The 20,254-nt window shown below is 63.9% G+C and carries 17 protein-coding genes; 9 read left to right on the top strand and 8 right to left on the bottom strand.

The genetic code is table 11. The features are described from left to right. Positions 1-360: 360 nt before the first annotated feature. The gene (locus GA0004734_RS11880; RefSeq protein WP_092933938.1) at positions 361-2,982 is read left to right on the top strand and encodes a cell cycle histidine kinase CckA; all 2,622 of its coding nucleotides are present in this window, start codon (positions 361-363) and stop codon (positions 2,980-2,982) included. A 130-nt stretch (positions 2,983-3,112) separates the two neighbouring features. After that, the gene (locus GA0004734_RS11875) at positions 3,113-3,583 is read left to right on the top strand and encodes a DUF3828 domain-containing protein (RefSeq protein WP_092933936.1); all 471 of its coding nucleotides are present in this window, start codon (positions 3,113-3,115) and stop codon (positions 3,581-3,583) included. A gap of 70 nt (positions 3,584-3,653) precedes the next feature. Here the strand turns inward: GA0004734_RS11875 and GA0004734_RS11870 are convergent, their stop codons facing one another. Further along, the gene (locus GA0004734_RS11870; protein WP_092933934.1) at positions 3,654-4,577 is read right to left on the bottom strand and encodes a pseudouridine-5'-phosphate glycosidase; all 924 of its coding nucleotides are present in this window, start codon (positions 4,575-4,577) and stop codon (positions 3,654-3,656) included. Beyond that, a complete protein-coding gene (locus GA0004734_RS11865) occupies positions 4,574-5,554 on the bottom strand; it encodes a carbohydrate kinase family protein (protein ID WP_092933932.1) in 981 nt (326 codons plus the stop codon). The genes GA0004734_RS11870 and GA0004734_RS11865 overlap by 4 nt, the downstream gene beginning before the upstream one ends. A 234-nt stretch (positions 5,555-5,788) precedes the next feature. Between GA0004734_RS11865 and recA the strand changes: the two genes are divergently transcribed. Together recA and alaS are read left to right on the top strand one after the other, a co-directional pair. Beyond that, complete coding sequence (gene recA / locus GA0004734_RS11860; RefSeq protein WP_092933930.1) at positions 5,789-6,880, top strand: recombinase RecA; 1,092 nt, start codon at positions 5,789-5,791, stop codon at positions 6,878-6,880. A gap of 367 nt (positions 6,881-7,247) precedes the next feature. After that, entirely contained in the window at positions 7,248-9,926 is a 2,679-nt protein-coding gene (gene alaS, locus GA0004734_RS11855; RefSeq protein ID WP_092933928.1) for an alanine--tRNA ligase, read from the top strand. Positions 9,927-10,065: 139 nt separating this feature from the next. On the opposite strand, the gene GA0004734_RS11850 is transcribed toward alaS, so the two are convergent. The 4 genes from GA0004734_RS11850 to GA0004734_RS11835 all read right to left on the bottom strand — a co-directional run bounded on the left by GA0004734_RS11850 (position 10,066) and on the right by GA0004734_RS11835 (position 13,202). Beyond that, the gene (locus tag GA0004734_RS11850; RefSeq protein WP_092933926.1) at positions 10,066-10,650 is read right to left on the bottom strand and encodes a TetR/AcrR family transcriptional regulator; all 585 of its coding nucleotides are present in this window, start codon (positions 10,648-10,650) and stop codon (positions 10,066-10,068) included. Beyond that, positions 10,650-11,231, bottom strand: coding sequence for a DinB family protein (locus GA0004734_RS11845; RefSeq protein ID WP_092933924.1), 582 nt, complete (start codon positions 11,229-11,231; stop codon positions 10,650-10,652). The genes GA0004734_RS11850 and GA0004734_RS11845 overlap by 1 nt, the downstream gene beginning before the upstream one ends. 163 nt (positions 11,232-11,394) lie before the next feature. Continuing rightward, complete coding sequence (locus GA0004734_RS11840; RefSeq protein WP_092933922.1) at positions 11,395-11,862, bottom strand: GNAT family N-acetyltransferase; 468 nt, start codon at positions 11,860-11,862, stop codon at positions 11,395-11,397. A 125-nt stretch (positions 11,863-11,987) separates the two neighbouring features. Next, the gene (locus GA0004734_RS11835; protein ID WP_092933920.1) at positions 11,988-13,202 is read right to left on the bottom strand and encodes an NADP-dependent isocitrate dehydrogenase; all 1,215 of its coding nucleotides are present in this window, start codon (positions 13,200-13,202) and stop codon (positions 11,988-11,990) included. A 183-nt stretch (positions 13,203-13,385) separates the two neighbouring features. On the opposite strand from GA0004734_RS11835, the gene GA0004734_RS11830 reads away from it, so the two are divergent. The 5 genes from GA0004734_RS11830 to GA0004734_RS11810 all read left to right on the top strand — a co-directional run bounded on the left by GA0004734_RS11830 (position 13,386) and on the right by GA0004734_RS11810 (position 19,384). After that, entirely contained in the window at positions 13,386-15,503 is a 2,118-nt protein-coding gene (locus GA0004734_RS11830; protein ID WP_092936238.1) for an FUSC family protein, read from the top strand. After that, positions 15,500-16,018, top strand: coding sequence for a hypothetical protein (locus GA0004734_RS11825; RefSeq protein ID WP_092933918.1), 519 nt, complete (start codon positions 15,500-15,502; stop codon positions 16,016-16,018). The genes GA0004734_RS11830 and GA0004734_RS11825 overlap by 4 nt, the downstream gene beginning before the upstream one ends. 94 nt (positions 16,019-16,112) lie before the next feature. Beyond that, a complete protein-coding gene (locus tag GA0004734_RS11820) occupies positions 16,113-16,973 on the top strand; it encodes an RNA methyltransferase (protein WP_092933916.1) in 861 nt (286 codons plus the stop codon). Between the two features lies 1 nt (position 16,974). Continuing rightward, a complete protein-coding gene (gene murI, locus GA0004734_RS11815; RefSeq protein WP_092933914.1) occupies positions 16,975-17,769 on the top strand; it encodes a glutamate racemase in 795 nt (264 codons plus the stop codon). A gap of 103 nt (positions 17,770-17,872) precedes the next feature. Next, positions 17,873-19,384 (top strand): ATP-binding protein, encoded by a 1,512-nt coding sequence (locus GA0004734_RS11810; RefSeq protein WP_092933912.1) that lies wholly within the window; start codon positions 17,873-17,875, stop codon positions 19,382-19,384. A 1-nt stretch (position 19,385) separates the two neighbouring features. Here GA0004734_RS11810 and GA0004734_RS11805 read toward each other — a convergent pair whose 3' ends face one another. Both GA0004734_RS11805 and GA0004734_RS11800 read right to left on the bottom strand, forming a co-directional pair. Beyond that, positions 19,386-19,610, bottom strand: a complete 225-nt coding sequence (locus GA0004734_RS11805; protein WP_139056259.1) for a hypothetical protein — start codon at positions 19,608-19,610, stop codon at positions 19,386-19,388. 206 nt (positions 19,611-19,816) lie between these two features. After that, the gene (locus GA0004734_RS11800; protein WP_139056258.1) at positions 19,817-20,122 is read right to left on the bottom strand and encodes a CopG family transcriptional regulator; all 306 of its coding nucleotides are present in this window, start codon (positions 20,120-20,122) and stop codon (positions 19,817-19,819) included. Between the last annotated feature and the right edge of the window lie 132 nt (positions 20,123-20,254).

The raw sequence follows: 20,254 nt of genomic DNA, 5'->3' as shown, positions 1-20,254 counted from the left end.
GCGAGAACGTGTTGTCCCGGTAAATGGAGCGGTCGCCTGTCGCGTCCAGACATGCCGTGCGGAAAACCCGGCCAATCCACGGAATGTCTAAAACGCCCGCTGACGCATGGGTGCCTCCGTCCTGCCGGTTTGTCGATGGCGTCAGGACACGAAGGGGAACGAGCCTTGCCTGCCGAATGACGGGCAGGACGCTACGATACCGAGATTCCTTGTGAATTCGGCGTGAATTCGCTCCCCTGACGCCCTGAGAACGCTTTGTCAGACTGGCGCCGGCTGATAAAGAGAATCGACCAATGACGTCGCGTGCGCGGACCTTCCATGGCCCGGGCCATTTCAAGCGGCGGGGCAATGAGGACCCTGATGACGAAACTGCGACAGGCAGACGAGTATCGCATGCCGATCGTCGATCGGGGAACGCGTCCGGGAACCGTGCTGCGCATCGTGCTGCTGGCGATCGTCCTTATTGCCTCGGCAGCGGCTTTCGTGATCTTCAAGAACCAGCTCGGCAACGAGGTGGTGCTCGGCATTCTCGGCATTCTCGCAATGGTCGGCATCTTCTTTCTGGTCTCTGCCGTCATCGGCTTTATCGAAGTCATGCCGCAGTCGCGCCCCGACGAGCTCGCGCGGGCCTTTCTCGACGGGCACCCCGAGGGCACGTTGATCACCGACCGCAAGGGCCGGATCGTCTACGCCAATGCGGCCTATGGCGCGCTGACGGGCGCCGATAAGGCGAACGACGTGCAGTCGCTGGAGACCATCCTTTCGCGTGACCGCGAGGCAACGGAGGCGATCTACCGCCTGACGAACGGGCTGCGCGAGGGCAAGGCCGGACATGAGGAATTCCGGCTGATGAAGCCATTGCGCGCTGCCGGCGGATCGGCAGGCTCCGGTGCGCACTGGTTTCGCCTGAAGGCCCGCGTGCTGCCGCTCGAGGATGCCGACCGCAATCCGCTCTACATCTGGCAGATCTCCGACATCACCGCCGATCGCGACGATCAGGAGCGTTTCTTCAAGGAACTCCAGAACGCGATCGACTATCTCGACCACGCGCCGGCGGGTTTCTTCTCCGCCGGCAAGAAGGGCGAAATCTTCTACATCAACGCGACGCTGGCCGACTGGCTCGGACTCGATCTCACCAAGTTCCAGCCGGGCTCGATGACGATCGCCGATCTGGTCGCCGGCGAGGGGCTGGCGCTGGTGCAGTCGGTGCAGGCGGATCCCGGCCTGCGCAAGACGAAAACGCTCGACCTCGATCTCCGCCGATCGAACGGGCAGAGCTTTGCCGTGCGCATGGTTCACCGGGTCTCGTCGGCCCGCGACGGTGCGCCGGGCGAAAGCCGGACGATCGTGCTTGCGCGTACGGTGGACGAGGAAGCCGATCCCTCGGCCTCGCTCGCGGCTATCCGCTTCACGCGCTTCTTCAACAACACGCCGATGGCGATTGCCTCCGTGGACGGCAATGGCCGCATCCTGCGGACCAATGCGCCATTCCTGAAGTTGTTTTCCGGGGTGGTGTCGCAGGACGACATGGAGCGCGGGGCGCTGCTGGAGAGCGTTGCGCGCGTGTCGGAGCGCGGTCGCCTGCAGGAAGCGCTGGCGGCAGCCAAGGACCGGCAGAGCGATATCGCGCCGCTCGACCTGCCGCACCCGACCGACGAGAACCGTTTCTTCCGTTTCTACGTCAATGCCGTGATCGATCAGAGCGTCGCGAAACAGAGCGAACCGGCGCCTGAAGAGGCCGCCATCGTCTATGCCGTTGAGATCACCGAGCAGAAGGCGCTGGAAACCCAGATGGCGCAGACGCAGAAGATGAACGCGGTGGGAACGCTCGCCGGCGGCATCGCGCACGACTTCAACAATGTGCTGACCGCCATCCTGCTCTCCTCCGATCACCTTCTTCTGTCGGCGCGTCCCTCCGACGCGAGCTTTGCCGACCTGATGGAGATCAAGCGGAACGCCAACCGCGCCGCCGTGCTGGTGCGCCAGTTGCTCGCCTTCTCGCGCAAGCAGACCATGCGCCCGACCGTGCTCAACATGACCGACGTCATCGGCGACCTGCGCATGCTGGTAGACCGCATGACGGGCACGCATGTGAAGCTGGAAGTGGAATATGGCCGCGACCTCTGGCCGGTACGCACCGATCTCGGGCAGTTCGAGCAGGTGCTGATCAACCTTGCGGTCAACGCCCGCGATGCCATGCCCAGCGGCGGCACGATCACGATCCGCACCCGCAACATGCCGGCCGAGGAGGCTGCGGCACTCAACCGACGCGAGCTTCCGGCCGAGGATTTCGTCGTCGTGGAGGTCAGCGACGAGGGGACGGGCATCCCGCCCGAGATCGTCGACAAGATCTTCGAGCCGTTCTTCACTACAAAGGAAGTCGGCAAGGGCACGGGCCTCGGCCTTTCTATGGTCTATGGCATCGTCAAGCAGTCCGGCGGCTTCATCTATCCGGAATCCGAAGTCGGCAAGGGCACCACCTTCCGCATCCTGCTGCCGCGCTTCATCGAGGAGGCGCTGCCGGCATCCGGCGAGCCGGGTGCGCTCGACCAGCCGCTGACGCTCGCCACCTCGATCCCGGCGAAAGCCGAGGAGCCAACGGACCTCACCGGCGACAGTGCCATTGTCCTCCTCGTCGAGGATGAGGAGGCCGTGCGCCGCGGCGGCAAGCGCATGCTGGAAACGCGCGGCTACAAGGTCTATGAGGCGGGCTCCGGCGTCGAGGCGCTGGAGGTGATGGAAGAGCTGAACGGCATGGTGGACATCGTGGTTTCCGATGTCGTCATGCCCGAAATGGACGGTCCGACGCTGCTGCGCGAGCTGCGCAAGACCTATCCGGACCTCAAGTTCATTTTCGTGTCCGGTTATGCCGAGGATGCCTTTGCGCGGAACCTGCCGGCGGATGCAAAATTCGGTTTCCTGCCAAAGCCGTTCTCGCTGAAGCAGCTGGCGGTGGCCGTGCGCGAGATGCTGGACAGCTGATCCGTCTTCGGCCGGCGCTGGTCCCTGCCGGACTGCGGCTCGGATCAGGTGGCTGCCGAGCGGCTGTCTGCCAGCGTCGCCAATGACATCACTTCGGCCAATCGCGGCCGGCCATCAACGGGATCTGTCCATGCGCCTTCCCCTGCTTCTGCTCAGCACGCTTCTGATGCTTTTCGCCACAGCGCCGTCTTTTGCGGCAACCTACCGGACGCCCGAGGCGCTGATCAAGGCGCTCTACCGCTACGACCCCGATGAAACGGACGCCGAGGCGCCGTCGCCCTATACGCCCTTCTTCTCGGACGCGCTCAATGCGCGCTTCCAGGCCGACCGCGACAGCACGCCGGAGGGCGAAGTGGGTGCGATCGACTTCGACCCGGTGATTTCCGGCAATGACGGACACGCGCGCAAGGTGACGACCAGCGCGCCGATCATCATCGACGACAGGGCCGAGCTGGAGGTGAGCTTCGAGAATGGCGGTCCGGTGACGCTCTACTACACGCTGGTGCAGGAGCACGGCGGCTGGAAGGTGGACGATATCGCCAACCAGCAGGGCGATATCCCGTGGAGCCTGTCGAGCCTGTTCGACGACGCCAGCCGGTAGGGCGGTCGACGTCGGCATGAGGCGGCGCGATGATGGCGCCGCCTCGTTCCCCGGGTGTCACATCGTGGTGTCACATCATCGCGACGGCGATTTCGGCGGCGAGGCGCGCATTGTTTTCGACCAGCGCAATGTTGGTCTCCAGGCTGCGACCATCGGTCAGCTCGAAGATGCTCTGCAGCAGATAGGGGGTGACGGCCTTGCCGATGATCTTGTCGCGGTCGGCATTGTCGAGCGCGCGGGCGATATAGATCTCCATTTCGTCGCGCGGAATTTCGCTCGTTTCCGGTACCGGGTTGGCGATCAGCATGCCGCCGTCGATGCCGAGACGGTCGCGCATGCGCTGGAAGTTCGCGATGGCGGCGGGGCTGTTCAGCATCAGCGGGCTTTTCAGCCCCGAATCGCGCGACCAGAAGGCCGGGAAGATATCGCTGTCATAGGTGACGACCGGTACGCCGCGGGTTTCCAGCACTTCGAGCGTCTTGGGGATATCGAGGATGGCCTTTGCGCCCGCGCAGACCACGATGACGCCGGTGCGGGCGAGCTCTTCGAGGTCGGCCGAGATGTCGAAGGTTTCTTCGGCCTTGCGGTGCACCCCGCCGATGCCGCCGGTGGCGAAGACGCGGATGCCGGCGCGGGCTGCGGCGATCATGGTGGCGGCGACGGTCGTGGCACCCGTGCGGCGTTCGGCGATGGCAAAGGCGAGGTCGGCGCGCGAAACCTTCATGGCGCCGCGGGTCTGGGCCAGCGCTTCCAGCCGTTCGGCATCCAGACCGATGTGCAGCGTGCCGTCGATGACGGCAATGGTCGCGGGAACGGCGCCCTGGTCACGGATGATCGCCTCGACGCTGCGCGCCATGTCGAGATTGCCGGGGTAGGGCATGCCATGGGTGATGATGGTCGATTCCAGCGCGACGATGGCCGAGCCACGTGCCTTGGCGGCGGCGACTTCGGAGGAATAGGCGATCGGCAGATCGTGCGAGACGGGGCGTGTCATGAGGCATCCTTTTCGGCACTGCGGTGAAGAGGCTGTGAAAACAGGATTTCGGCAGGCGACACAAGGTCCAATTCCTGCGCCAGCCGTTCCGGAGAAAGATCGTCTGCCACCGCCAGCGGCGAGCGGACGGTCACGGCGGCGGCCCCCACGCCCGCGCGCAGGCATTCGCCGAGAGCCGCGCCCCGCATCAGGGCGTCGAGGAAGCCGGCGGCCAGCGCATCTCCGGCGCCGGTCACGTCGCCCAAGGCTTCGATGAAAGGGGGGCGCACGGTTGCGACCGCGTCGCCATCGAAGGCGACGGCCGCACGGCCGCCACGCGTGACCACCCCGCCGGCAATGCCCGCGCCTTGCAGGATCGCCGGCCAGCCGTCCGCCGTCGTGCTCTTTTCGCCGCCGATCGCGGCGGCCTCGGCCTCGTTGAGAAAGAGGAGATCGAGATGAGGATAGGCCGGCCTCAGCCTTTCGACCTTTGCCGGAGAGATGGCGATCGCTGCCGTCCGCGCGCCGGCTTCCTTCGCCATCCGAAGGGCGGCGGACAGCGTTTCGGCGGGCAGGTTCGCATCGACCAAGACGAGATGTGACTCGACAACGAGATCGCGCAGCGCGCGCTGGCGGAGCCTGCGGGGCGAGAACATCGTGTAGAGATCCATGTCGGCAAGCGCGACGATGAGATTGCCGTCCGCCTCCAGAATGGCGGTGTAGCTCGGGGTCCGCCTGTCGAGGAAAGTGAACGCGCGGTCGATGACGCCGGCGGCTTCCGCCGCACGCGCCACCGCTTCCCCTTCCGCATCGCCGCCACGCGGCGCGACCATGCTGACGGAGGAGCCCAGCCGCGCCATGCCGCGCGCCGCGTTGAAGCCGCCGCCGCCCGCCTCCTCGAACCAGCGGCCCGGATTGCTGGCGCCGAGCGTCGTGGCGCTCGCGATGCGACCGCGCCGATCGATATGCGCGCCACCGAAGACGACCACGTTCTTCATGCCATGTCTCCCGTTGCGAGAACCCCTGTGAGCCGATTCGCCCGAGCGGTCGAAGGGGAGAACGGTTTTACGTCAATGGCATGTACAGGGGAGAACATGAACGGAACACAGTTCGAATTGGAATGTTGTGTCAATGCGTTGAAGGCCTCTTGCAGAATGAGAACAAAAAGAGTACATACAGACCAGCGGCGGGTTCATTGCCTCGACTGACCCGATAACCTAAAGGTGGATGAAATGGCTCAGAACTCTTTGCGGCTCGTAGAGGACAAATCGGTGGATAAAAGCAAGGCGCTGGAAGCAGCACTCTCCCAGATCGAACGGTCGTTCGGCAAGGGATCGATCATGAAGCTCGGTGGAAAAGACAGTATTGTCGAGATCGAGACCGTTTCGACGGGATCTCTCGGTCTTGATATCGCGCTGGGCATCGGCGGCCTTCCCAAGGGTCGCATTATCGAAATCTACGGTCCGGAAAGTTCCGGCAAGACGACGATGGCGCTGCAGACCATTGCCGAGGCGCAGAAGACCGGCGGCATCTGCGCCTTCGTGGATGCCGAACACGCGCTCGATCCGGTCTATGCCCGCAAGCTCGGCGTCGATCTTGAAAATCTCCTGATTTCGCAGCCGGATACCGGTGAGCAGGCGCTTGAGATCACCGATACGCTGGTCCGCTCCGGCGCGATCGACGTTCTCGTCATCGACTCGGTTGCGGCCCTGACGCCGCGGGCGGAAATCGAAGGTGAGATGGGCGACAGCCTTCCCGGCCTGCAGGCCCGCCTGATGAGCCAGGCGCTGCGCAAGCTGACGGCGTCGATCTCCAAGTCGAAGTGCATGGTGATCTTCATCAACCAGATCCGCATGAAGATCGGCGTCATGTTCGGTTCGCCGGAAACGACGACGGGCGGCAACGCGCTGAAGTTCTACGCCTCGGTTCGCCTCGACATCCGCCGTATCGGCGCGGTCAAGGAGCGCGACGAGATCATCGGCAACCAGACCAAGGTCAAGGTCGTCAAGAACAAGATGGCACCGCCCTTCAAGCAGGTCGAGTTCGACATCATGTATGGCGAGGGCGTTTCCAAGACCGGCGAGCTGGTCGATCTTGGCGTCAAGGCCGGCATCGTCGAGAAGTCCGGCGCCTGGTTCTCCTACAACAGCCAGCGTCTGGGGCAGGGTCGTGAAAACGCCAAAGCCTATCTGCGCGACAATCCTGAGACGGCGCGCGAGATCGAGCAGTCGCTTCGCCAGAACGCCGGCCTGATCGCCGAGAAGTTCCTGGAAGACGGCGGCCCCGAGCCGGACAGCGATGGTGACGAAGCCGCTCTGGGCTAGGACGCTCGGAGAAAGCCTCGGTGTGCGTGACGGCTTCGTCATGCTCGCCTCTCAGGCAGGCTCCAAAGGTTCTGATGTCAGGTCCTGCCTGTGTCGAGCGGCTGCTCCCTTTTCGGGGCGGCCGTTTTTGTGTGATCGGTACAGACCGTAATGGACGATCGGTGCGGGCGCGAAGGATTGCAGGTGGTTGAGCCTGTTGCGGGACATGCTGCTGGACAGGGATTTCTGCGAACGATAAAAGCCTCGGGTTCGCGCAAGCCTGCTGCTCCGATGACGGAGCCGGCCTGCGCGTGGACGTGAACAATCGATACCACCCGGAGCCGCTCGTCAGCAGCAGCCAGGGTCGCGCAGGGGCGAAGGACGAGACATGAGTGGCGTAAACGAGATCCGGTCGACATTCCTCGACTATTTCAAGACGAACGGCCACACGGTCGTGCCGTCGAGCCCGCTCGTTCCGCGTAACGATCCGACGCTGATGTTCACCAATGCGGGCATGGTCCAGTTCAAGAACGTCTTTACCGGTCTGGAGCAGCGCCCGTTTTCCACCGCCACGACCGCACAGAAATGCGTGCGTGCCGGCGGCAAGCACAACGACCTCGACAATGTCGGTTACACCGCTCGCCACCACACCTTCTTCGAAATGCTCGGCAACTTCTCGTTCGGCGACTATTTCAAGGAACGCGCCATCGAGCTTGCCTGGAACCTGATCACGAAAGAATTCGGCATCGATGCCAAGCGCCTGCTGGTGACGGTCTACCACACCGACGACGAGGCATTCGGCCTGTGGAAGAAGATCGCCGGCCTCTCGGACGACCGTATCATCCGCATCCCCACCAGCGACAATTTCTGGGCCATGGGCGATACCGGCCCCTGCGGTCCGTGCTCGGAAATCTTCTATGACCACGGCGATCATATCTGGGGTGGACCTCCGGGCTCGCCGGACGAGGATGGCGACCGGTTCATCGAGATCTGGAACCTCGTCTTCATGCAGTATGAGCAGGTGACGAAGGAAGAGCGCCTCGACCTGCCGCGCCCGTCGATCGACACCGGCATGGGCCTGGAGCGCGTCGCGGCGCTGCTGCAGGGCAAGCACGACAATTACGATATCGACCTTTTCCGCGCCCTGATTTCGGCCTCCGAGGAAGCGACCGGCGTCAAGGCCGAAGGTGACCGGCGCGCCAGCCACCGGGTGATTGCCGACCACCTGCGCTCCTCCGCCTTCCTGATTGCCGACGGTGTGCTGCCATCGAACGAAGGCCGCGGCTATGTGCTCCGCCGCATCATGCGGCGCGCGATGCGCCATGCCGAACTGCTGGGCGCCCGCGAGCCGCTGATGTGGAAGCTGCTGCCGGCGCTGGTGGGCGAGATGGGCCGCGCCTATCCGGAACTGGTGCGCGCGGAAGCGCTGATTTCGGAGACGTTGAAGCTCGAGGAAACCCGTTTCCGCAAGACGCTCGATCGCGGCCTCGGCCTGCTCGCCGACGCGACGGCAACGCTCGACAAGGGCGATACGCTCGATGGCGAGACGGCGTTCAAGCTCTATGACACCTATGGCTTTCCGCTCGACTTGACGCAGGACGCGCTGCGCGGCCGCGGCATCGGTGTCGATCTCACAAGCTTTAACGATGCGATGCAGCGCCAGAAGGCCGAGGCCCGCGCCAGCTGGTCCGGTTCCGGCGATACCGCGACGGAAACCATCTGGTACGAACTGAAGGATCGCTTCGGCGCAACGGAGTTCCTTGGATACGACACGGAGACCGCCGAAGGCGTCGTGCAGGCGCTGGTGCGCGGCGGGGTGCCGATCGAGTCGGCATCGGCCGGCGAAACCGTCCAGATCGTCGTCAGCCAGACGCCGTTCTACGGCGAATCCGGGGGGCAGATGGGCGATACCGGCATCATTACCTCCGACGGTGCGCGCCTGAGCGTGACCGACACGCAGAAGCGCGGCGAGGGCGTGTTCGTCCACATCGCGACCGTCGATGAGGGCACGATCAAGGCTGGCGACGCCGTGGCGCTGACCGTCGATCATTCCCGCCGTGGTCGGCTGCGGGCCAATCATTCGGCGACACACCTGCTGCACGAGGCGCTGCGCGAGGTTCTCGGCACCCATGTCGCACAGAAGGGTTCGCTGGTCGCGCCCGAGCGCCTGCGTTTCGACGTCTCGCACCCCAAGCCGATGACGGCCGAGGAGCTGAAGATCGTCGAGGATATGGCCAACGAGATCATCGTCCAGAACACGGCCGTCACGACCCGCCTGATGAGCGTCGACGATGCCATCGCCGAGGGCGCGATGGCGCTGTTCGGCGAAAAATATGGCGACGAGGTGCGCGTGGTGTCGATGGGGCAGGGCGTGCGCGGCGCGAAGACCGGCCGTCCCTATTCGGTCGAGCTCTGCGGCGGCACGCATGTCGGTGCGACGGGCGAGATCGGGCTTGTGCGAATCCTCGGCGAAAGCGCCGTCGGTTCCGGCGTGCGCCGCATCGAGGCGCTGACCGGCGTCTCGGCGCTCTCCTATCTCTCGGAACAGGATGAGCGCGTGAAGACGCTGGCCTCCACGCTGAAGGTCCAGCCGGGCGACGTCATCGGCCGCGTCGAGAGCCTGATGGACGAGCGGCGCAAGCTGGAGCGTGAACTGGCGGATGCCCGGCGCAAGCTCGCGCTCGGCGGCGGTGGCGCTGCCGGTTCCGCGGACGCGCCACGCGACATCAACGGCATCAAATTCCTTGGCAAGGTCGTCACCGGCGTCGATCCGAAGGACCTCAAGGGCCTTGCCGACGACGGCAAGAAGAGCCTCGGCTCGGGCATCGTCGCTTTCATCGGCGTGGGCGATGACGGCAAGGCCAGCGCTGTTGTCGGCGTGACGGAAGACCTCGTCAAGGCGCACAGCGCCGTCGATCTCGTCCGCATCGCCTCCGCCGCCCTCGGCGGCAAAGGCGGCGGCGGCCGTCCCGACATGGCCCAGGCCGGCGGCCCAGACGGCACGCTTGCCGCCGACGCCATCGAAGCGGTCGCCCAGGCGATCGCGGATATTGCGGCTGCTGCCTGATCGAAGGCGATATGCGGAGGATGTTGGCCGCTCTATTCGGCGGTCGACGCCTCACGCCGACGAGCAGTGCCACCGCAATTCCGTGCGCTGACACGTGCCGGTGTGTTTCCGGGCAGCGCGCCGTGCTGCCCGGGGGACCTTAGGGTGATTTTTCGTTGCCGCCGCCTGTTTTGGTGTCCGACACCGGCTTGGTGAATACGAGTCTCTGGGCGTGCAGCCGAATGTTGGCGAGAAGCGCTTCACGCTCCTCAAGACTCTCCGTACGGTTGCCTCGGTCGACGACTGCATGAAGCGCGTTGAACAAAAAGACAGCCGTAAAGGCCGGATCGTCCAACTCCCAGACATGGTTACGGCTACCAGCCTTGAGGAGTTCTGTCAGATTGTCGACCAGGATGTTTCGCGTCAGGCCTTCCCGAGAGGGTGCAGGGGTCGTGGTAAACAGTAGGTGGTGTAGGCGCGTTGCTCTCAGATATCCGATAGCACACGCGGTAACCCACGCCATGAGTCTGGCGTTCCAATCGCTTTCGTGCTCTCGCTCGAAGTCTGCCTTAACGAAGCCGGCGAGATTTTCGACAAAATCCTTCCGTAATGCTTCGATAACCTCCGTCTTTGATGTGAAGTGCAGATAGAACGATCCTTTTGACACCACCGCATCGGATGTGATGTCTTCTATAGACGTGTTCTCGACACCCTTTTCGAGGAACAGCCTCTCGGCTGCCGTCATCAATTGCCGGCGGCGCTCTTCAGGGGGGCTGGTTCGGGGGCGCTTGGCTGGCGGTTTCGCCATTGATGTAACTCGCTCTCTTGACGGCGCTCGGGTTCCGCCTCGTGTAGGTACCCAGCGAAAACATCCCGCATCGCGGTTGCTTCGATTTCCGGAATGAGACGGCCGACTTCACCGCGGTGATAGCCGCTGTGTGTGATCACGTGCGCGAGCATCTCCTCGCGCGACATGCGACCGTGCTGTCCATCGGTAAATGTGAAATCGATGCGCTCTTCAAGGTCTGCGTTTGTGATCCCCGCGATATACTCAACGTACCACGCGTCGATTTCGCGCATATTCGCAGAAAGCTCATCAAGAGATGGCGGATCGGCCTGCCAGCTCCCCTTGAAGTCGTGAGTGTGCCGCTGAAGGTTGGCGGCAAATATTCTGTCCACAAGATGGGCGTGATGCAGAACGCGGAGTGCCGCAGTCATGGCATCCGTTGTCACGTTGTCCGACAGGGAGGCTAAGGCGGTCAGCACCTCATCATCACTGCGGAATTTATACCGGGAAAGTGCCTGTAGAAGAGTCTTCGTGGACATCAGTGCCTCCATTAGGAACAACGACAATATACATATTGACTGACGGTCAGTCAAAAAAAATTCCGAGAACGGGTCCGGCGTTATTCGGGGCTATGAGTTGCCGTCATCGTCGTGAAGTTCACGGTTCCATTTATCCTATGTATCAGATGCCTTCCCAGCCTCGTCACTGATCGAGAGGCTTGCGATACTGAACAAACCCCGACGCCGCCGCGATGCGGTCGTAGAGGCGGCGGGCGGTGGTGTTTTGGTCTTGGGTGAGCCAGTAGAGGCGGCCGGCCCGTTTCTGGCGGGCGAGATCGGCGGTCGCTTCGATGAGGGCGGCGCCGGTGCCTGCGCCTCGGCTTGTCGGATCGACGAAGAGGTCCTGGAGGTAGCAGGTGCTCTCCGGAAGCCAGCAGGAGCGGTGGAAAATGATGTGGGCGATGCCGGTAAGGCGGTCCTTCGCATCGAAGGCGCCGAGTGCATGCATGGGCTCCGAGGGATCCAGCAGCCGCTGCCAGGTGAGGTCGTATTGCGCCTCCGGGAGCGTCGTCTCGTAGAAGGAGAGGTAGGCGCGCCACATGGGTTCCCACTGCGCACGATCCTGCGGTTCGAGCGGGCGGATCGTCTGCTGGGTGGGGCGTGTGGTCATCGGTGTCTCGCAGGAGGATGTCTTGCGCCGGGTGAGAGCGCTGCGGGGTGTATGACCAAGTGATGAAACGAAAGAACCCGGCTGTAAAGCCGGGTTCGATTCATGCCGTCGGGTTTTGCGGCCGATCAGGCGGCCATGGCCTTGCCCAGGTTTTCGTCGATCTTGTCGAGGAAGCCGGTGGTGGAGAGCCAGGGCTGGTCGGGACCGATCAGGAGCGCGAGGTCCTTCGTCATGTAGCCGTCCTCGACCGTCTCGATGCAGACGCGCTCCAGCGTGTCGGCGAACTTTGTCAGTTCGGCATTGCCGTCGAGCTTGGCGCGGTGGGCGAGGCCACGCGTCCAGGCGAAGATCGAGGCGATCGAGTTGGTCGAGGTTTCCTCGCCCTTCTGGTGCTGGCGGTAGTGGCGCGTGACCGTGCCGTGTGCGGCTTCGGCTTCGACGGTCTGGCCATCCGGGGTCATCAGAACCGAGGTCATCAGGCCGAGCGAGCCGAAGCCCTGGGCGACGATGTCGGACTGGACGTCGCCGTCATAGTTCTTGCAGGCCCAGACGTAGCCGCCGGACCACTTGAGCGCGGAGGCGACCATGTCGTCGATCAGGCGGTGTTCGTACCAGATCTTGGCTTCCTTGAACTTGTCCGCGAATTCCTTTTCGAAGACCTCCTGGAAGATGTCCTTGAAGCGGCCGTCATAGACCTTGAGGATGGTGTTCTTGGTCGACAGGTAGACGGGAACGCCGCGCTGCAGGCCGTAGTTCAGAGATGCGCGGGCGAAGTCGGTGATCGATTCGTCGAGGTTGTACATGCCCATGGCAACGCCGGCGGCCGGTGCGTCGTAGACTTCGTGTTCGATTTCCGTGCCGTCGTCGCCGACGAACTTCATCGTCAGCTTGCCCTTGCCGGGGAACTTGAAATCGGTCGCACGGTACTGGTCGCCGAAGGCGTGGCGGCCGACGATGATCGGCTTGGTCCAGCCGGGAACGAGGCGCGGCACGTTCTTGCAGATGATCGGCTCGCGGAAGATGACGCCGCCGAGAATGTTGCGGATCGTGCCGTTCGGCGACTTCCACATCTTCTTCAGGCCAAATTCCTCGACGCGCTGCTCGTCCGGGGTGATCGTCGCGCACTTGACGCCGACGCCGTGCTTCTTGATGGCGTTGGCCGCGTCGATCGTCACCTTGTCGTCGGTGGCGTCGCGGTTTTCCATGCCGAGATCGTAGTATTCAAGGTCGATGTCCAGATAGGGGTGGATCAGCTTTTCCTTGATGAACTGCCAGATAATGCGGGTCATCTCGTCGCCGTCGAGTTCGACGACGGGATTGGCGACCTTGATCTTGCTCATGAAAACGTGCCTCGTAGCTTGGAGTGGGGCTGGAAAGAACGGATGCCCCGTTTGCGGAACGGACGATAGGTGGCGCTATAGCATTGGCAAGGCCCGAGGCAAAGCGGCGGGCGCTAAAACTTATGCGGCTTTCGCGATCTTACCGTTTGAAAACAGTGGATCGAGCGTTCATACGGCATGGCCATGGATGTCTTTTCCCTGCGTGACTGGCTGCTCGCCAACGATCCTGCCTTTTCGCGGCTGCGCACCGGGCTGCGGGTAACGCTGAGCGTCTGCCTGTCCGTCGGTCTTCTCGCGGCGTTGCATAGCTTCATCTTGCCCCTGCCGAGAGCCGCCTATGCGTTGGCCATCACGCTGTCGATCCAGAGCGGCCTGTCGGTGAAGGACGCCTCGATGCGCGAGCAGTTCGTGACGCGGCTTATGGGCTGCGGCGTCTGCATCGGCGTCGTAGGGCTCGCAGCACTTCTGGAAGGAAACCGGCTCGCCTCCGATCTCGCCTTCCTCGTGCTGATCTTCCTGGCCACTTACGCCAGGACCTTTGGGCCGCGCGGCTTCGCGCTCGGCATGTTCGCCTTCATGTCCTACTTCATCGGGGCCTATCTCAGGCCCGATCTCGGCGACCTGCCGGTCACGGCGCTGGGGCCGCTGACAGCGCTTCTGGTGGGGCAGGGCGTTCGGCGCTTCGCCCTCGCCGACGACTGGCGGCTCGATCTCGGTCGGGCGGTGGCGGCGGTGGAAACGCGGGTCGATCGCATCCTCGCCCGGATTTCGGCGACGACCGGCGGGATCGACGAGCGCGACCGGCGGCAGATGGATCGGCAGGTGGAGCGGCTGAAGGATGCCGTGATGATGGCGGAAAGTTTCGTGCCGGCGCGGCCCGAGACGGACGGACGACACGATCCGGAGCGGGACGACCCGCGCCGGATCGCGGTGACGGTCTGCCTCTTCGAACTGCATGTCGCCGCCGAGAGCCTGATCGTTCTCTCGCGGCAGGCTTTTCCGCCGGCGCAGCTGGTTGCCGCCTTGCGCGCCGGATCGCGGGAGCGGATGGAACGGCTGGCCCGCAATGCCGCGCGATCGGCACCGGACGACATCTATCTGCAGGAGACGATCGATGCCTGCCTGTCGGTCGATGCCGTGCGGCGGCGGCTTGCCGTTGCGGTGCAGAGGCTCGCGGGGGCGCCGGATGTTTCGCGAGGGATGAAGGCGCCTGACACTGCCGGAGCGGTCGGGCTCAAGCTGGCAGACTTCACCCTCTCCGACCCGGCGGTGCGCACGGCCATCCAGATCACGCTCGCCTCCGCCCTTGCCATGGTCTTCGGGCTGATGCTGTCGCGGGAACGATGGTTCTGGGCGGTGCTGTCGGCCTTTCTCGTCTTTACCAACACGCGATCTCGCGGGGATACGGCGATGCGGGCCGTGCAGCGGTCCATCGGGACGCTGTTCGGCATTGCCGTCGGTCTCGTCGCGGCCAGTCTGCTGCAGGCGATGACGCCGGTCGTTCTCATCCTTGCCGCTGTCTGCGTCTTTCTGGCCTTCTACCTCCTGGCCATCTCCTATGCGGCTATGACCTTCTTCGTGTCGATCGTGCTGGCGCTGGTCTACAGCCTGATCGGCAGCCTGACGCCGGAGGTGCTGATCCTGCGGCTCGAAGAGACGGTCATCGGCTCGCTCGCGGGGCTGGCGGTGGCCTTTCTGGTCTTTCCGGCACGGACGGAAACGCTGGCGGGTGAGGCGCTTCAGCGCTGGTGCGCGGCGCTGCGGCGCCTGCTGACGGATGCAGCGGAAGGACGCAGCGGTTTCGATCTCATCCACCGGTCGCAGGTGCTGGAGCGGGCCTATGCCGAACTTTCCTCGGTCGTGCGGCCGCTTGGATCCTCCTGGCAGCTGGTGACGCGGCCGGGCGTCGTGCGACAAACGCTGATGACCCTGATGACGGCGACCTACTGGGCGCGGACCTTTGCCGGCGGGCTCGCGGCCGATCCGTCTCGCAACGGGCGGGCCTTGCACGTCGTCGGTGGAGGGGAAGTAGACGAAGGCGGCCTACCGTCCGCGCAGATGGCGCCGCTGGTGGCGGAGGCGCTGGCCGCCGTCGACCGGATCGAGGCGAAGGGCGGTGCGTTATTTCTGACGAAGCGAATGGCGCTGCCGCGCAAGCGCCGTCATTTCCGCCTATCGCGGCAATCGTCCCTCGTCGGTCTGGAGATGATCGCGCTGACGCTGTCGCGGCTGGAGCCGGGGGACGTGCCACAGACATCCCCGTCGACCGAGCCGGGGTCACATCAGGAGAGCCGCGCGTGAAACGAACCCTTCTCTTTACCCTTCTTGCCCTTGCCAGCACGGCGGCACATGCCGCCGATGTCGCGGCGCCGGTCAAGGAGGTCATGGCGGAAGCGCAGAACGGCTGGTCGGAAAATCCGGTCGGGGAACCACGCGACTATTTCGATGACGAGCGCCTGAGGCGGATTTACAGCCAGGATTTCGTGCGCGTCTACAAGGACGCGACACGTTTTCCCGCGTTCGAGGATGGCGATTCGCCGCTCGATTACGACCCGATCGTCAGCGGACAGGACAGTTGCTCGCTGAAGGACGTGAAGATCGTGCCCGCAGCACCCGTGAGCGGGCGCGCAGATGTGGCTGTTACCTTCGACAATATCTCCTGCCTCGAAGATCCGGGCGACCGGAAGCCCGCCGAGCTGCATTTCACCGTCGTCGAGGAGAACGGTCGTCCCGTCATCGACGATATCCTGCGCGGCGGTGAGCAGGGTTCGCTGAAAGCGGAACTGGCCGCCATCGCTGCGCAGGGGGCGCAGTAGGCGCCGTCTTTCAAAACCGGACGATCTGTGCGACGAAGCGGCAATAGGTGACGGGTGCCGTTCCGGATGCGGCACCGCTTGGAATGGGAACGATATGGCAGGCACGAACAGCGAGCGCCCGCTTCTGGCGGAAGGACCGGCGATCATTCTGGTCCATCCGCAGCTTGGCGAGAACATCGGCATGGTTGCGCGGGCAATGGCGAATTTCGGGCTGGCCGAACTGCGTCTCGTCAACCCGCGCGACGGCTGGCCGAGCGAAAAGGCGCAAGCCGCCGCCAGCCGGGCCGACCATGTCATCAACGCCGCCAAGCTCTACGAGACCACGGAAGAGGCCGTCGCCGACCTGAATTTCGTCTATGCGACGACAGCGCGTGACCGATACGGCTATAAGCCGGTGCGTGCGCCGGGCGTGGCGGCGGAAACGCTGCGCGGCCGTTTCGTCAAGGGGGAGAAGACCGGCATTCTCTTTGGCCGTGAGCGCACCGGTCTCACCAATGAAGAGATCGCGCTGGCCGACGAGATCGTGACGTTTCCGGTCAATCCGGCCTTCGCCTCGCTCAATCTCGCGCAGGCCGTGCTGCTGATGTCGTACGAGTGGATGAAAACGTCCATGGTGTCGGAGGACCAGACCTCCTTCCACGCGCTGCCGCAGCAGCCGGCGACCAAGACCGATCTGCAGGGTCTGTTCGATCATGTGGAAGAAGCGCTCGATTCGCGGGGCTATTTCCGGCCGCTCGCCAAGCGCCCGAAGCTGGTGGACAATTTGCGGGCCGTGCTGACGCGACCCGCCTTCAGCGCCACCGAAATCCGCGTTATCCGCGGCGTCATCTCCTCGCTCGACCGCTTTTCCCGGGAAACGCCGCGCGGCGCGGGTGCACCTGCTGATGGGCGGAGCGGCGCTGGCCGTCCTGTCGCGTCGCCGGAGACGGTAACGCCGGACGAGAGCGAGGGCTGACATGAAGCCGGTTCTCGTCTTCGACAGCGGTATCGGCGGACTGACGGTGCTGCGCGAAGCGCGGGTGCTGATGCCGGAGCGGCATTTCGTCTATGTCGCCGACGATGCCGGCTTTCCCTATGGCGGCTGGGCGGACGAGGCGGCGCTCAAGGCGCGGATCATCGGCCTTTTCGCAGACCTTCTCGCTGAACACGATCCGGAGATCTGCATCGTCGCCTGCAATACGGCGTTCACGCTAGTCGGGGCCGAGTTGCGCGCAGCTTTCCCGCAGATGCGTTTCGTCGGCACGGTTCCCGCCATTAAGCCGGCGGCGGAGCGAACACGGTCCGGCATGGTCTCGGTGCTCGCCACGCCAGGTACGGTCAAGCGCGCCTATACCCGAGATCTCATCCAGTCCTTCGCCGCGAAGTGCGATGTCCAGCTTGTCGGCTCGCAGCATCTGGCGGCCATGGCAGAGGCCTATATTCGCGGCGAGACGATGGAGGATGCCGCCGTGCTGGCGGAAATCGCGCCCTGCTTTCGGGAGGTTGACGGGCGTCGAACGGATATCGTCGTGCTCGCCTGTACGCATTATCCCTTCATGGCGAACGTTTTCCGCAAGCTCGCGCCCTGGCCGGTCGATTGGCTCGATCCGGCGGAAGCCATCGCCCGGCAGGCGCGCCGGCTGGTGCCGCCGCCAGAGAGTTATGTTCCGCTGACGGGCATCGATCCCGCCATCTTCACCTCGGCCGCCCCTGACTTTTCCACGCGCCGCTTGCTCCAAGGGTTCGGGCTGACGGTGTCGCCGCCGCTTTAGCTGTGGGTTGCGCCCGATGACGGGCGCAAAGGGGTGCACATTCTGATAGGCATGAAGACTGCCGGCGTGGCGGCGCGGCATTCCAGACGAGAACGAGGGTTTCATGAAGGTCGGCATCGACATGGGGACGGCGATGGACGGGACGTCCGTACCGCTCGATATCGAGGAACTGCTGGCGACGCGCCTTCTGGTGCAAGGCAATTCCGGTTCCGGCAAGTCGCATCTGCTCCGCCGTCTTCTCGAGCAATCCGCGCCCTGGGTGCAGCAGTGCATCATCGATCCGGAAGGCGACTTCGTCACGCTGGCCGACAAGTTCGGCCATGTCGTCGTCGAAGGCGAGCGGACGGAGGCGGAGCTTGCGGGCATCGCCTCGCGCATCCGCCAGCATCGCGTCTCCTGCGTGCTGTCGCTCGAAGGGCTGGATATCGAGCAGCAGATGCGCACCGCCGGCCTGTTTCTGAATGCGCTGTTCGATGCGGACCGGGAGTTCTGGTATCCAATCCTCGTTGTCGTGGACGAGGCGCAGCTGTTTGCGCCCTCGGTCGGGGGCGACGTGACGGAAGAGGTGCGCAAGCTCTCGCTGGGCGCGATGACCAATCTGATGTGCCGCGGACGTAAACGAGGTCTCGCCGGCGTGATCGCGACCCAGCGGCTGGCGAAGCTTGCCAAGAACGTGGCAGCGGAAGCCTCCAACTTCCTGATGGGACGCACCTTTCTCGATATCGACATGGCGCGCGCCGCCGATCTGCTGGGCATGGACCGGCGGACGGCGGAAATGTTTCGCGACCTGAAGCGCGGCTCCTTCGTGGCGCTCGGGCCGGCTCTGTCGCGTCGCCCGCTGCCGGTGATGATCGGGACGGTGGAGACCTCGGCACGCTCGACCAGCCCGATGCTGACGCCGCTGCCGGAAGCGTTGGCGGACGTGGAGGACCTGATCTTCACGCCCGACCCGGACGAACTCACCCGGCCGCTGACGCGCCGTACGGCGCCGGCGCCGCGGCCGGCGACGGATATTCTGGCCGAACTCTCGCGTCCCCGCCCGGAACCCGCGGCACCCATCGAGGCGCGTGCCCAGCAGCCGGACATGCCGCCGGCCGACCGGGAGGCGCTGCTCGACCAGATTCTTGCCGAAATCCTCGATCATCCCGGTGCGGCCTTCCGGCCCGATGCGGAGCTGTTTCAGGACTTCCTCGTGCGCTGCCGTATCCGCCGCGTGCCGGGTGCAGCACTTTCGCTGTCGGCCTTCCGGCGCAAGATGGCGATCAGCCGCTCCGGCGTCGATGCCGATACAGCTGCGAGTGATGCCTGGAAGACGGCGCTCGACCTGTCGCGGCAGGTGACGGAGGATCTTCAGGGCGTGTTCCTGAACGTTGCACAGGCGGCCTTGCGCGGACTGCCATGTCCATCCGACCTGATGATCGCGCGCGCCTATGGCACCCATTCCTCACGCCGCGCCCGCCGGCTGCTCGGCTATTTCGAAGAGCAGGGGCTGATCGTCGTGCATGGCGATGCGTCCGGCCGCCGGATCGTTGCGTTTCCCGATCTGAAGACCGAGACGGCGCCGGGTGATCCGAATGCTGCGCTCGACATGGACGAGCGGAGTGCCGCGGAGTAGGTCAGGTCGGGATGAGGTGAAGGGCGTCGGCACCGCCGATGACGGTTGTCACATCGATATGACGGTCGAAGGTCGCAAGCCTGCCGCGCTTCGACGTTGCAAGGCCGAGAAGGTAGGTGTCGGTGATCTGATTGTGATGGGTAATTCTCTCGAGAGAAAAGAGAGCGGTGTTTGCGAGGCTGACGTCATCCGCCCAAGAATGCCGTCTGGCAAGTTTCGCTATCATATCGATCATTCCGGAGGCCACGATGGCCGAGCCTGGGTAACGGACATAGGTTCGGTTGCTCAGTATCCGAATGACGCCGTTCTCCGTGATCGGGCATGTGGCCCAGCCATCCTCGCCGAGATCACTTATCTATTCGTGTGCGGCGCTATGAAACGGACTGCCGGCGTCCAGCAGCGCGATCAGAACATTCACATCGAGAAGATAGATCATGCCTCCTCGTCTCGAAGCGCGTTGACCATCTCCAGAGTTGTGACCGGGGTACCCGGGGTATAGGGGAGAATCGGAAATCCGTTTCGCTCGACTCCCGTCGGCGACCGTTCAAGAGAGCCACGCACGAGTTCGGAAACAATTTCATCGAACGTTTTCTTCTCACGTGCGGCCATTCCTTCGACGGCGTCAACGAGGTCTTCATCGATCCTTGCAGTCCGCGGCATGACGTTCTCCATATTCGATAGGTCTTTATATCCGACAACGCCGGTCACCTCAACGCATCCTGATGTTGACAATTCCATGACTTGCCCCTAAACACCGCGACAACGCCGGGCCGCAAAGCCCGGTGTTTTATTTGACATGTCCCGTGGCGTCTCCGTTAGCGTAATGTGAGAGGCCTGTCAGAACGGCGCAAGCGGTTCAGAGGAGGGCGT

Origin of the sequence: Rhizobium sp. 9140 (assembly GCF_900067135.1) — a bacterium.
GTDB lineage: Bacteria > Pseudomonadota > Alphaproteobacteria > Rhizobiales > Rhizobiaceae > Ferranicluibacter.
The sequence above is the reverse complement of the archived record's forward strand: the minus strand, read 5'-3'. Positions and strand labels throughout refer to the sequence as shown.